Origin of the sequence: Pseudomonas sp. 8 R 14 (assembly GCF_900005955.1) — a bacterium.
Lineage (GTDB): Bacteria > Pseudomonadota > Gammaproteobacteria > Pseudomonadales > Pseudomonadaceae > Aquipseudomonas > Aquipseudomonas marginalis.
The window spans coordinates 1-12,826 of the sequence record NZ_CVTH01000057.1 but is presented as its reverse complement, the minus strand read 5'-3'; the positions used below and the strand labels follow the sequence as shown (position 1 = coordinate 12,826).

The window sequence follows — 12,826 nt, the reverse complement described above, 5'->3', positions numbered from 1 at the left end:
AACACGGCGGCAACGCCATAGGCACCGCGCGCGGGCCGGCCGGCCAGCAGCGGATACACCAGCGCCACCACCAGGCCGATGGCCGCAAACATGAACAGCCGCGAGAACAGCGGCCAGAACACCAGGCCCACATCCGCCACCGCCCAGATGGCCGTGCCGATCAGGAACGCGGCGAACAACCATGCGCCGGCGGTGTTGCGCCGGGCAATCAACAGGCCGGAAACCGCCATGGCCACGCCGCCGATCAGGAAGTACCAGGAACCGCCGAGGCTCACCAGTTTGGCGCCGCCAACGGCCAGCGCGAGGCCGAGCAGGGCGATGATTACACCCAGGCCCAGGAGTAGGAATCTAGAGACGCCAGTGGCGCGCGATGCTCGTTTCATGTCGAAAGGACTCGAGTGAGAGAGGGCAAAGACGCGATTTTAGCAATATAAGTAACCAGATAGTACATTTTGCCGTGTGCACAGCGATCCAATCCTCTTTCTGTCCGGTCAATCAGCACTCAAGGGGGGGGGCGCCCGCCAGGAAACATTTATTAATACATACCCGCCCTGATTGGTTATACGACGTCGTATCAATTGTGTTCGACTATCTCCGCTCTCACAAAAACAACAACGGAGACTCCCCTATGACCGATTTCCCTTCGATAGAAGGCAAGTCTGCCGCACCCGTAAGCGGCCATGTTGTACGACTACTCAAGTTATTAGGCCCAGGCGTGATCGCCGTCCTGTCTTGGCTGGGGGCAGGCGATTTGATTACTTCCTCCGTTGCCGGCGCGAATTACGGCTACGCCATGATGTGGGTGCTGGCAGTGTCCCTGCTGCTCAGGTACCTGATCGTCAACATCATTGCGCGCTTTCAACTGTGCAATAACCAAGGCATGACGATCCTTCAGGGTTATGCCCAGTTGAACCCGTTCTTCGCCTGGTTCCTGCTGGTGTACGCGCTGCTGATGGGGCATTTGATGAATGCCTACATGATCAAGGGGGCGGGTGAAGCCCTGGCCATGCTGTTCAAGACCGACTATGCGCTGCTGTGTTCGGTGGCGGTGGTGCTGGCGGTGTGGCTGCTGGTGGGGCGCAATATCTATTCGATGATCGAAGGCGTGATGAAAGGCCTGCTGGCAATCATGACCCTGGCGTTCATTGCCTTGGCGGTGATGTCCGGGCCGGATATGGCGGGCATTGTCAAAGGGACTATTGGTTTCAGCATTCCGCCGGATGAGGGCGTACACGGGGCGTTGCTGGTGGCTGTCTCGGTGATCGGCGCGGTGGCGGGCTCGATTGCCAACTTCGTGCACCCTTATGTCATGCGCCAGAAAGGCTGGGTCGGCCCACAGCACAAGCGCATCCAGCGTAACGACCTGCTATTCGCCGTCTTCGTCGGCATTGTGATCAATCTGGCGATCTGGATTGTGGGCGCCGAGATCCTGCGGCCCAACGGCATTGAAGTGAAGACCTTGGGCGACCTGGGCAAGGCGCTCGAAATCTTCTTCGGGCCGATCGGCTGGTACATTTTCTTTATCGGTGTATTCGCCACGCTGTTTGCCAGCATCTCCGGCAAAACCACGGCCTTTCCGATGCTGATCACCGATGCCTTCCAGCACGTACGGCCTGGACGCCGGGAGCGTTACGGCAAAGAGTTTCACCATGACCCGATGCACAAGTGGTTCATGTTGTTCATCCTGGTGACTCCGCTGATGTGGTCGCTGCCGGGCATGCCGGACTTTGTCACGCTGACCATCGGCGTCAGCGCGTTGAACATCATTGGCTTGCCGGTAATTTCCCTCGGCTTGCTGATTATGTCCAACCAGAAGTCGCTGCTGAGCAAGGAATACCGCAATAACCTGTTCGAGAACATTGCGCTGCTCTTCGCCACGGGGCTGGCGCTGTGGGTTGCGTTCCAATTGGGTGTCGAACTGTTCAGTTGATGCCGGGCGGGCAGGCGTCGCAGCTGTTTGGCGCGACGCCTGCAAGCAATCAACGAAACGCCGGCACCACCTGTTCGATAAACAGCGCCAACGACTTCTTCTTCTCGGCATGGGGCAGGCTGTTGTCGCACCAGAAGCTGAACTCATCCACGCCCAGTTCCTGGTAGTAGCGGATGCGCGGGATGATTTCTTCGGCGGTGCCGATCATTGCGGTCCTGTGCAGGCTTTCCAGCTCGAACTCTGGGCGGGCAGCGAATTTTTCTTCCGGGCTCGGCGCCAGGAAACCATTCACCGGCACCTCTTTATTGCCGAACCAGGCATCGAAGGTGCGATAGAACTTCGAGATCGCCTTGGCCCCGACTTTCCAGCCGTCCGGATCATCGGCGGCATGCACGTGGGTGTGGCGCAGCACCATCAGTTGCGGGCGCGGTACGCCGGGATTGTTGTCGAGGGCGGCCTGGAATTTGTTTTTCAGGTCGAGGACTTCTTCGTCGCCCTTCATCAGCGGCGTGACCATCACGTTGCAGCCGTTGGCGACTGCGAAGTTGTGCGAGTCCGGGTCGCGGGCGGCGATCCACATCGGCGGGTTGGGCTGCTGGATCGGCTTGGGCACGCTGGTGGAGGTGGGGAATTTCCAGATGTCGCCGTCGTGGGCGTAGTCGCCTTTCCACAACGCACGCACCACCGGCACCATCTCACGCAGCGCCTGGCCGCCGCTGGAAGCGGGCATGCCGCCGGCCATGCGGTCGAATTCGACCTGGTAAGCACCACGGGCCAGGCCGACTTCCATGCGTCCGTTGCTGATCACGTCGAGCAAGGCGCATTCGCCCGCCACCCGCAGCGGGTGCCAGAACGGCGCGATGATGGTCCCGGCGCCCAGGTGAATGGTGGTGGTCTTGGCCGCGAGGTAAGCCAGCAGCGGCATCGGGCTCGGCGAGATGGTGTATTCCATGGCGTGGTGTTCGCCAATCCATACGGTGCTGAAACCGCCGGCCTCGGCCATCAGGGTCAGTTCGGTCAAGTCTTCGAACAACTGGCGGTGGCTGACACTTTCGTCCCAACGCTCCATGTGTACGAACAGGGAAAACTTCATGACGCTTACCTCTAATCTGTTGTTATTTTCCGCAAATACCGGGTTTGCAGGGAGGGTCAGGCAGGCACGGGCAGGGTACCCATTTTGCCGTGGCAATACACCAGTGGACCATTGGCCTGCTCTGGCACGATCAGGTTCTTTACCGAGCCGACCATAATCGCGTGGTCGCCGCCTTCATATTCGCGCCACAGCTCACACTCGATCACTGCAGTGGCATTCGCCAGGATCGGGTTGCCCAGTGCGCTGAGCGTCCATTCGATGCCTTGGGCCTTGTCTTTGCCCTTGCGCGCGAAGGCGTAGGCTTCATTTTGCTGTCCGCCCGACAAGACGTGGATGGCAAAGTGCCTGTTCTTGATCAGAATGGGATAGGAGTCGGAGCTGTAATTGGGGCAGAACAGCACCAGGGCCGGGTCCATGGACAGCGAGCTGAACGCGCTGGCGGTGAGGCCGACGATCTGCCCGTCGTCATCGAGCGTGGTAATCACGGTGACCCCGGAAGGAAACGAACCCATCACTTGTTTGTAGATGGTGGCATCGATCATGTGACGGTCCTCTGGCGGTGAAACGGTTTTTATCGGGTTGTAGGTATGATGGTATACCGTAATACAAAGCTTGCAAGCGCTTTTTTAAATCCCTGATAAACGTCTTTTGTGGCGAAATATTCAATGAATACGGGGTGTTAGGTTTAAAAATCAAGGAATCAATACGACAAGGAACCGGATCAGTTGCAGGTAAAACCAGCGGATCAGTCTTGTGAAAATGTTGGAATACCATAATATGGTGTTCATCTGAGGGGCGACCAGAGAGCTCCCCCGGTTTGGCGTCAAACAACTATAAGATCAGACAAACGCGAGTTCATTTCCATGCCCCAGATGTCCCGGCAAGACCCCCTGATCGAGCATCACACGGTCGATTACGTCCCCCTCGCAGAGCGCCATGGAAAGGCCCGCGACCTGTTCACCTTATGGTTCAGCACCAACATCGCACCACTGCCGATCGTCACCGGTGCCATGGTGGCCCAGGTGTTCCATCTCAATCTGGCGTGGGGCCTGCTGGCGATTGCCCTCGGGCATTTGCTCGGCGGCATCGTGATTGCCCTCGCATCGGCCCAGGGCCCGCGCATGGGCATCCCGCAGATGGTGCAGAGCCGTGGCCAGTTCGGCCGTTACGGCGCGCTGCTGATCGTGTTCTTTGCCGCGCTGATCTACATCGGATTTTTCATCTCCAATATCGTCCTGGCCGGCAAGTCCATCGTTGGCATCGTGCCGTCGGTGCCGGTGCCGGCGAGCATCCTGATCGGCGCCCTCAGCGCCACCGCCATCGGCGTGATCGGCTACCGCTTTATCCATACCCTCAACCGCATCGGCACCTGGGTGATGGGCAGCGCGTTGCTGGCCGGTTTTATCTACATCTTCGCCCATGACTTGCCGGCAGATTTCCTGACCCGTGGCGGCTTCAACGCCGCTGGCTGGTTGGCCACCGTGTCGCTGGGGGTGATCTGGCAGATCAGCTTTTCGCCCTACACCAGCGACTACTCGCGCTACCTGCCGGCGGATATCGGCATCACCCGGCCGTTCATTGCGACCTACTTGGGCGCCACCCTTGGCACCATCCTGTCCTTCGCCTTTGGCCTGGTAGCTGCACTGGCCACGCCCGAAGGCACCGAAGCCATGGTCGCGGTCAAGCAAGCCACCGGCTGGCTGGGGCCGATCCTGATGGTGCTGTTCCTGCTCAATATCATCAGCCACAACGCCCTGAATCTGTACGGCGCGGTGCTGTCGATCATCACCTCGGTGCAGACCTTCGCCAGCCAGTGGACCCCGAGCATCAAGGTGCGCGTGCTGCTGTCGGGCGTGGTCCTGGCCGGTTGCTGCGTGGTGGCGTTGGGTGCCTCGGCGGACTTCATCTCGCAATTTATCGGCCTGATCCTCGCGCTGTTGCTGGTGCTGGTGCCGTGGGCGTCGATCAACCTGATCGACTTCTACGTCATCAAGCGCGGGGTCTATGACATTGCCTCGATCTTCCGGGCCGATGGCGGGGTGTATGGGCGTTTCAACCTGCATGCGATCGTGGCGTACTTCATCGGCATCATCGTGCAACTGCCGTTTGCCAATACGTCGCTGTATGTGGGGCCGTGGGCCAACCTGGTGGAAGGCGCGGACCTGTCGTGGCTGGTGGGACTGGTGGTGACGTGCCCGTTGTATTACTGCCTGGCGACACGTCAACACACCCGGAAGATCAGGGCGGCGCGGTTGGGCTACACCGACTGAGCCACTCCGCCGAACTCCTCCAACGCATCCCGCAGCGCGCCCTCGAAGTATTCCTTCGAGGCGCGATCCCAGAGGATATGAAACGCCGGCAGCTCCACACTCCCTGTGTGGATGACAATCGCATTGACCCGCGCCACTGACGTCTGCGCCACCATCCCGGGCTTGAACGCCGGGTCACTCAAGTCAACCCCGCACAGCTTGGCCATCACCCGCGCAATCACCCCCCCGCTGAGCCGCACGCAGGCATGGCTGTCCTGGCGCGGCAGCAGGTAGTTGGCACGGTGGTCCAGTTCCCAACGCGCTTCTTCATCGGCAATCCGTTGCCCCTGATCCTGCGGGCTGCCCAGCACCAGGTATTCGTTCTGCGACAGGCGCGCCACCCAGCTGCCGTCCGCTTGTGCGCTGGCTTGGTTGGGCGCGCCCGGCAACGTGAAGCCGCGCGCCGTGAGGTACTCGGCGCTTTGTGCGCCGCGAAAGCCGACCCGGGGCAGGTCGGTCTGGTCCTGCAACTGGCAGGGCGGCGTGAACACTTCGTGGGCTTTCAGACTGGTCATGGCTTAACCCTCCTGGCGTTGGTTGGTGGGGTCGAAGAACGGCAGTTGCACCACCTCGGCCTGGACGACGATGCCGCCCTCGACGCGAATCGGAATGCGCTGCCCCGGTGTGCTCTGGTCGATCCCGGCGTAGGCCAGGCCGATGATGCGGCCCAGGCTGGTGGAGTATTCGCAGGAGGTGACGTTGCCGCTGATGTCCGCGCCGTTGAGTACCAGGTGGCCTTCCAGCGGTTGCACGCTGCCCTTGGGCAGGCTGAAGCCCACCAGTTTGCGTTTCAGCGGCTGGGCTTCGAGGATGTCCACCGAGCGGCGGCCGACGAAGAACGGCTTGTTGCGGCTGACCGCCCAGCCCATGTCGATTTCTGCCGGGTGAGTCATGCCGTCGGTGTCCTGGCTGATGATCACGTGGCCTTTTTCCAGGCGCAGCAGGCGTTGGGTTTCGACGCCGAAGGGGCGAATGTCAAAGGCCTTGCCGGCCGTCATCAACGCGTCCCACAACGCCAGGCCGTGGCGTGCCGGTACGTGGATTTCATAGCCCAGCTCGCCGACAAACCCGACCCGCAGCAAGCGCGCCTTGATCCCGGCCACCGTGCCCTGGCGCACGCCCAGGTAGGGGAAGCCTTCGGCACTGAGGTCGAGGTCGTTGCACACCTGCTCCAGCACCTTGCGCGAATCCGGCCCGGCCACGTTCACCGCACAGATCGCTGCCGTGACGTTGGTCACGTCCACGTCCAGGCGCCACTGTGCGTTCCACTTGAGCATCTGCTGGTAGATGCGGTCGACGCCGCTGGTGGTGGCGGTGACGTAGAAATGCTTGTCGGCCAGCCGCGCGCACACGCCGTCGTCGATCACCACGCCGTGTTCGTTGGTCATCAGCGCATAACGCGAACGGCCCACCGGCTGCTTGAGGAACGCGAAGGTGTACATGCGGTTGAGCAATTCGGCGGCGTCCGGGCCGCGCACGTCCAGGCCACCGAGTGTGGACACATCGATCAGACCGACCTTGTTACGCACATGCAGCGCTTCGGCCTGCATGCACGCTTCGCGGTCCTGGGGCTTGCCGTAATAGGCCGGGCGCTGCCAGATACCGGCGGGCATCATCTTCGCCCCGGCTTGCACATGGCGCGCGTGCATCGGCGTTTGGCGGTAGGGGTCGAAGGCGCGTCCGGCGACATGGGCGAGTTTCTCCGCCACGAACGGCGGGCGTGCGGTGGTGACCCCGGTTTCGCTGATCGTGCGCTGGGTCGCCCAGGCCACCAGCCGTGCGGTCGGCAGCGCCGAGTGACGTCCCTGGGACGGACCCATGCCGACCGTGGAGTAACGCTTGACCAACTGCACATCGCGGTAGCCGATGCGGGTGGCGTTGACGATATCCGCCACTTGCAGGTCTTCGTCGAAGTCGACGAAATCCTTGCCCTTGGGGTGCGGGAAGATCGGCCAGTGGAAGTTGACCTGGGCTTCGCTGCGCAGCGCTGCAGGCGGGCTCGGGCTGTTCAAACCGAGGGCGCACAGGCTGTCGGCGGCGGCGTTGGACCCATCCGCCAGCACATTGTCCAGTTGATGCCGACCGTGTACGGAACCGGCCACGCCCAGGTTGCGCGGCAGGCCACTGAGGCTGAACTCCGCTCGCGAGTCGTCATAGGCCAGCTTGCCACCGGCCTGGCATAGCAGCTGATAGACCGGCATATAACCGGCCGACATGCACAGCAGGTCGCAGTCGATCACTTGCCCGCTGGCGCTGACCTGGCCCTGGCCGGTGATCTGGCGCACATCGACGCCTTTCACATGGCGCAGGCCTTTTTCATGCAGGGCCTCGAACACGGTGCTGTTGCTCAGGCACGGGATCTTGCGCTGGGCCAGGGCACCCGGCAGGGCTTTGTCCGCCGGGGCGTGACGCAGGTCGATCACGGCGGCCACGTCCACGCCCTGGTCATGCAGGTCGAGGGCGGCGAGGTAGCCGTCATCGTTGCCGGTGAGTACTACTGCGCGCTTGCCGGGCTTGACCGCATAGAGCTTCATCAGGCGTTGCGCGGCGCTGGTGAGCATCACCCCCGGCAGGTCGTTATTGCGGAAGACCACCGGTTGGTCGAACGAACCGCTGCACACCAGGCACTGTTGCGCGCGCACTTTGTACAGGCGCTTGCCCTGGATCACCGGCAGGTAGTTGTCGGTGAACCAGGCATTGCAGGTGGCGTCGGTGAGCACCTGGATATTCGCGTGTTGCTGCACCGCGCCGAGCAACTCGCGGCGCAGGGTGTCGGCACGGGTGCCGGCAATATCGAAGCGCGCGTAGGTCAGCGACCCGCCGAGGATCGGCTGCTGCTCGATCAGCAGCACCTTGGCGCCGGCATTCGCGGCGGTCAGCGCGGCCTGCAAGCCAGCGGGGCCGGCGCCGATCACGGCGAGGTCGGTGAACAGGTAGGCCTTGTCGTAGTACTCGGGTTGGAACGTCAGGTCGAGCACGCCCAGGCCGGCCTTTTTGCGGATGATCGGCTCCCAGACTTTCCACATGCCCTTGGGCTTGTAGAACGAACGGTAGTAGAAACCCACTGGCATGAACCTGGAGAACTTGCCCAGGTAGGCGTCCTTGTCGTTATCCAGCGAGCCGTTGACGTTCTGCGCCGTCACCGCCAGGCCGGCGGACAGCGCGTGGGCATCGGCCAATACGTTGGGTTCGCGAGGCAGTTGCACCAGGCTGTTGGCGTCATGGCCGGCCATGGTCAATGGGCCGCGTGGGCGGTGGTACTTGAACGAACGCGACATCAGGAAGCGCCCGTTGGCGAGCAGCGCGCTGGCGATGCTGTCGCCCTGCAAACCTTGGTAGGGCAGGCCGTCGAAACTGAAATCGAGTGGCTGGTCACGCTGGATCAGCAGGCCCATGGGGGCGGGGAGGCGGTTCATCCGGCGATCTCCTTGGCGGTGGTGAAGTCGACGCGGGTAGTGAACACTTCGCGCGGATCGAAGGTGCGCAGGATCTCGTCGGTGACCGTGTGGCGCTCGGCGAGGAACCAGTAACTGGACGGCGTGTGCATCCACCATTCGCGCACCACACCGGCGAGGTTATCGGTGTTGAACACGTAGTCGGCCCATTCGGCATCGCTGCAGGTCAGCGGGTCGGGCATCGGTTTGAATTCACCGCCGTAGGTGAACTCGCTGATATTGCGCGGCCCGTTGAGCGGGCAAATCATGATTTTCATCGTCTGCTCTCCGTCAGTGGCTGGCCGCTGTGGCGCCCATTTCGTTGACTTGCTGGAAGGTCGAGAAACGTTCGAGGCCGAAGGGCTTGATCAAGTCCGGCACCTTGCCGCCGCTGGCGACCAGCTCGGCCATGGTCTTGCCGCAGATCGGCGTGGCCTTGAAGCCCCAGGTGCCCCAGCCGGCGTCGAGGTAGTAATTCTTCAGCGGCGACAGGCCCATGATCGGGCTGTAGTCGGGGGTCATGTCGGTGATCCCGGCCCACTGGCGCATCAACTTGGCGTTGGCCAGGAACGGAAACATCTCGATGGCATGGGCCAACAGGCTTTCCTTGAGGTCCAGGGTCGAGCGCGTGTTGAACAGCGGGTACGGGTCGGAACCGCCACCGAACACCACTTCGCCACGGCTGGTTTGCTGCACGTAGCAGTGCAGGGCCGAGGAACTCACCAACGGGTCGAGGAACGGCTTGAACGGCTGGGTGACCATGGCCTGCAACGGGAAGGTCTGGATCGGCGAACGGATACCGGCCTTGGCCATCAGCAGCGAGCTGTGCCCGGCAATCGCCTGCACCGCGCAGCCGCACCGGATGGTGCCGCGATTGGTTTTCACCGCGGTGATGGCACCGTTCTCGATCACCAGGTCCTGCACTTCAGTGAGCTGATGGATTTCCACGCCGCGCTTGGCCGCCTGCTTGGCGTAGCCCCAGGCCACGGCATCGTGACGCGCGGTCGCGCCGTCGATATGCCAGAGCCCGGCGATCACCGGCAAGTGGCCGGGGTCGAGGTTGAGGCTGGGCACCAGCTCGCGGATCTGCTGGCGGTCGATCATCTCGGTACGCCCGCCGAAGTGCTTGTTGACCTCGGCGCGCTGGCGGAACGAACGCACGGTGGCGTCGGTGTGGGCCAGGGTCAGTTGGCCGCGCTCGGAGTACATGATGTTGAAATCGAATTCGTTGGACAGCGACTGGAACATCTTCACCGACTCGGCATAGAAACGAACGCCTTCGCTGGTGAGGTAGTTGGAGCGGATCACCGCCGTATTGCGCGCGGTATTGCCGCCGCCCAGGTAGGCCTTTTCCAGCACCGCTATATTGGTGATGCCGTGGTACTTGGCCAGGTAGTAGGCCGTCGCCAGGCCATGGCCACCGGCGCCGATGATCACCACGTCGTAACTCGACTTGAGTTCCTTGGGCGGTGGCAGGTCCACCTCCACCGGGTACTCCGAACTCAGCCCGTATTTCAATAGATTGAATGGCATACGGCCTCCGATTGGCTGCGTAGGGCGTGGTGTTGCGCCAGGGCGGCGGCCACGGTGTTTTTCATCAGGAAGGCAATGGTCATCGGCCCGACACCGCCGGGCACCGGGGTGATGGCGGCGACATGGGGCAGGGCGCTGTCGAAGTCGACATCACCCACCAGGCGGCTGCGGCCGTCGTCGTCGATGCGGTTGATGCCGACATCGATCACCACCGCGCCGGGCTTCAACCAGCTCGCGTCAATCAAGCGGGCGCGGCCCACGGCGGCGATCACGATATCGGCCTGGCGACACAGGGCCTGGGCGTCGTGGCTGCGCGAATGCAGCACGGTCACCGAGCAATCCGCCTTGAGCAGCAGCGCGGCCATGGGCTTACCGACGATGTTCGAACGGCCGATCACCACCGCGTGTTTGCCACGCAGGTCGCCGCAGGTTTGCTCCAACAGATACAGGCAACCGCTCGGGGTGCATGGCGTGAGCACTGCGCGGCCCTGGCTGAGGCCACCGACGTTCTGGCTGTGAAACCCGTCGACGTCCTTGTCCGGCGCGATGGCCTCCAGGGCGCGCAGTTCGTCCATCTGCGCCGGCAACGGCAATTGCAGGAGGACGCCATGGATCGCCGGGTCGGCATTCAATTGGCCGATCAGGATCAACAAGTGTTCGGTGCTGGTATCGCCGGGCAGGCGATGCTCCACGGAGCGGATGCCCACCTCTTCGGCGCGCAGGATCTTGTTGCGCACATAGACCTGGCTGGCCGGGTCGCTGCCCACCAGGATCACCGCCAGCGCCGGTTGAATAGCCTGCCCATGCAGCCGCGCCACGTCCTCGCGCACTTGCAGCAGCACGCGCGCCGCGGCGGCTTTGCCGTCGATCAGTTTATGCGCGCTCACCGGAACACCACCGTTCTGTCCTGATTGAGGAAGACCCGGTGCTCCAGGTGGTACTTGACCGCCTTGGACAGGGCCACGGTTTCGGTGTCGCGGCCGATGGCGACCAGGTCGTCGGGCTTGTACACGTGGTCGACGCGCTGCACTTCCTGCTCGATGATCGGGCCCTCATCCAGGTCGCTGGTCACATAGTGCGCGGTGGCACCGATCAACTTCACACCGCGTTGATACGCCTGGTGATAGGGCTTGGCACCCTTGAACCCGGGCAGGAACGAATGGTGGATATTGATCGCCCGCCCCGACAGTTGCCGGCACAGGTCGTCGGAGAGGATCTGCATGTAGCGCGCCAACACCACCAGCTCGGTGCGGGTGTCGTCGACGATCTTCATCAGCTCGGTTTCCTGCGCGGCCTTGTTGTCCCTGGACACCGGCAGGTAGATAAAGCGAATGCCCTCGCGCTCGGCCATCGGCCGCAGGTCGAGGTGGTTGGAGACGATGGCGGTGATGGTCATGTCCATCTCGCCCTTGTGGTAGCGGTAGAGCAGGTCGGTGAGGCAGTGGTCGAACTTGCTCACCATCAGCATCACGCGCATCGGCTCGCGGGTGTCGTGCAGCTCCCACTGCATGTCGAAGGCCTGGGCGACATCGGCGAAACCGTCTCTGATCTCTTGCAGGTCGCCTGTGTGGCCATCGTTGAAACGGAACACGGCACGCATGAAAAAGCGGCCGCTGAAGTCATCATCGAACTGCGCCATTTCCCCGATGTAGCACGCCTTGTCCGCCAGGTAAGTGGTGACGGCAGCGACGATGCCGGACACGGCGGGGCACGTCACCTTGATGATGAAATGGTTTTTTTCGTGTTGCATGACACGTCCTCGGGATGATGGCGGCAGCTCATCGCATAGCGAAAAAATGTCTGAGGACAGCAGGCTCATTCCTTGAGCGCGTTTTCTTGTGGGGAATAAAATATTCCTGAAGTGGCTTTATAGGGGAATGGGGGCAGGGCGTCCAGGGTTTTTGGGAAAGTTTTTTAACTGAGGGGAAATTTTTGGGCTGGGCGCCACCAGTCACTATAGGACTTCGCCCCACACTCGCGGGTGGACGCGGTTAGAAATGGGGGAGGGGGGCTTGCCCCCGATGGCGGCCTCTGGGCCGACTATTTTTTTGGATTGGACCGGGTACATATCCGTTGCTGCGGTAACGGCGGCTTAGGGTTCCGCCCTTACGGCGGCTCACTTTTGGAAAGGCCCAAAAGTAAGCAAAAGGCCTTCGCCCCAACACTCGGTGCCTCGCCTAGGCTCGGCATGCCCTCACTCCGGCTTTGGAGCGTGGGCCGCCGCGATGGGCCATCCATGGCCCAGCGCGGCTAACCCGGCGTCCTGCCGGGTTACCCACGCTCCAAAGCCTGCGTTCGGCCAGCGTGTTTGACGGGGCGATGCCAAATCAAAAACAAAAGCGAGGCGGCCTTAAAGCCGACCTGATTATTGAAGCGTACGCGGTGTGGCTTCTACTTCCTTAATCGCTGACGAAGTCAGCAATCTTTTGATCTGCTCTGGCTCTGGCTCTGGCTCTGGCTTTTGATCTTGATCTCAGGCGCCCCGTTAACCACGCTGGCCGAACGCAGGCTTGAATCCGTGGGTAAC

10 protein-coding genes and 1 pseudogene are annotated in these 12,826 nt (G+C 62.0%); 2 read left to right on the top strand and 9 right to left on the bottom strand.

Features of this window, described 5'->3' with window-relative positions; all coding sequences use genetic code 11:
• Positions 1–383: pseudogene (locus BFQ01_RS12495) on the bottom strand (membrane-bound PQQ-dependent dehydrogenase, glucose/quinate/shikimate family); the annotation flags it as partial.
• A 245-nt stretch (positions 384–628) separates the two neighbouring features.
• On the opposite strand from BFQ01_RS12495, the gene BFQ01_RS12490 reads away from it, so the two are divergent.
• Complete coding sequence (locus tag BFQ01_RS12490; RefSeq protein ID WP_065925518.1) at positions 629–1,930, top strand: Nramp family divalent metal transporter; 1,302 nt, start codon at positions 629–631, stop codon at positions 1,928–1,930.
• A gap of 49 nt (positions 1,931–1,979) precedes the next feature.
• On the opposite strand, the gene BFQ01_RS12485 is transcribed toward BFQ01_RS12490, so the two are convergent.
• The gene (locus BFQ01_RS12485; RefSeq protein WP_065925517.1) at positions 1,980–3,023 is read right to left on the bottom strand and encodes an LLM class flavin-dependent oxidoreductase; all 1,044 of its coding nucleotides are present in this window, start codon (positions 3,021–3,023) and stop codon (positions 1,980–1,982) included.
• 56 nt (positions 3,024–3,079) lie between these two features.
• On the bottom strand, positions 3,080–3,565 hold the full coding sequence (locus BFQ01_RS12480; protein ID WP_065925516.1) for a flavin reductase family protein: 486 nt from the start codon (positions 3,563–3,565) through the stop codon (positions 3,080–3,082).
• Between the two features lie 321 nt (positions 3,566–3,886).
• Between BFQ01_RS12480 and BFQ01_RS12475 the strand changes: the two genes are divergently transcribed.
• The gene (locus BFQ01_RS12475; protein WP_065925515.1) at positions 3,887–5,293 is read left to right on the top strand and encodes a purine-cytosine permease family protein; all 1,407 of its coding nucleotides are present in this window, start codon (positions 3,887–3,889) and stop codon (positions 5,291–5,293) included.
• On the opposite strand, the gene BFQ01_RS12470 is transcribed toward BFQ01_RS12475, so the two are convergent.
• From BFQ01_RS12470 to purU, 6 genes are read right to left on the bottom strand one after another with little or no spacing between them, the layout of a single operon-like run.
• A complete protein-coding gene (locus BFQ01_RS12470; protein ID WP_065925514.1) occupies positions 5,281–5,847 on the bottom strand; it encodes a sarcosine oxidase subunit gamma in 567 nt (188 codons plus the stop codon). The genes BFQ01_RS12475 and BFQ01_RS12470 overlap by 13 nt on opposite strands.
• 3 nt (positions 5,848–5,850) lie before the next feature.
• Positions 5,851–8,748: a 2Fe-2S iron-sulfur cluster-binding protein gene (locus BFQ01_RS12465; protein WP_065925513.1), complete on the bottom strand. Its 2,898-nt coding sequence runs from the start codon at positions 8,746–8,748 to the stop codon at positions 5,851–5,853.
• Entirely contained in the window at positions 8,745–9,044 is a 300-nt protein-coding gene (locus tag BFQ01_RS12460; protein WP_065925512.1) for a sarcosine oxidase subunit delta, read from the bottom strand. The genes BFQ01_RS12465 and BFQ01_RS12460 overlap by 4 nt, the downstream gene beginning before the upstream one ends.
• A 13-nt stretch (positions 9,045–9,057) precedes the next feature.
• Positions 9,058–10,299: an FAD-dependent oxidoreductase gene (locus BFQ01_RS12455; RefSeq protein ID WP_065925511.1), complete on the bottom strand. Its 1,242-nt coding sequence runs from the start codon at positions 10,297–10,299 to the stop codon at positions 9,058–9,060.
• Positions 10,281–11,186, bottom strand: a complete 906-nt coding sequence (folD, locus tag BFQ01_RS12450; RefSeq protein ID WP_065925510.1) for a bifunctional methylenetetrahydrofolate dehydrogenase/methenyltetrahydrofolate cyclohydrolase FolD — start codon at positions 11,184–11,186, stop codon at positions 10,281–10,283. The genes BFQ01_RS12455 and folD overlap by 19 nt, the downstream gene beginning before the upstream one ends.
• On the bottom strand, positions 11,183–12,049 hold the full coding sequence (gene purU, locus BFQ01_RS12445) for a formyltetrahydrofolate deformylase (RefSeq protein WP_065925509.1): 867 nt from the start codon (positions 12,047–12,049) through the stop codon (positions 11,183–11,185). Before purU ends, folD begins: the two co-directional genes overlap by 4 nt.
• Positions 12,050–12,826: the final 777 nt, after the last annotated feature.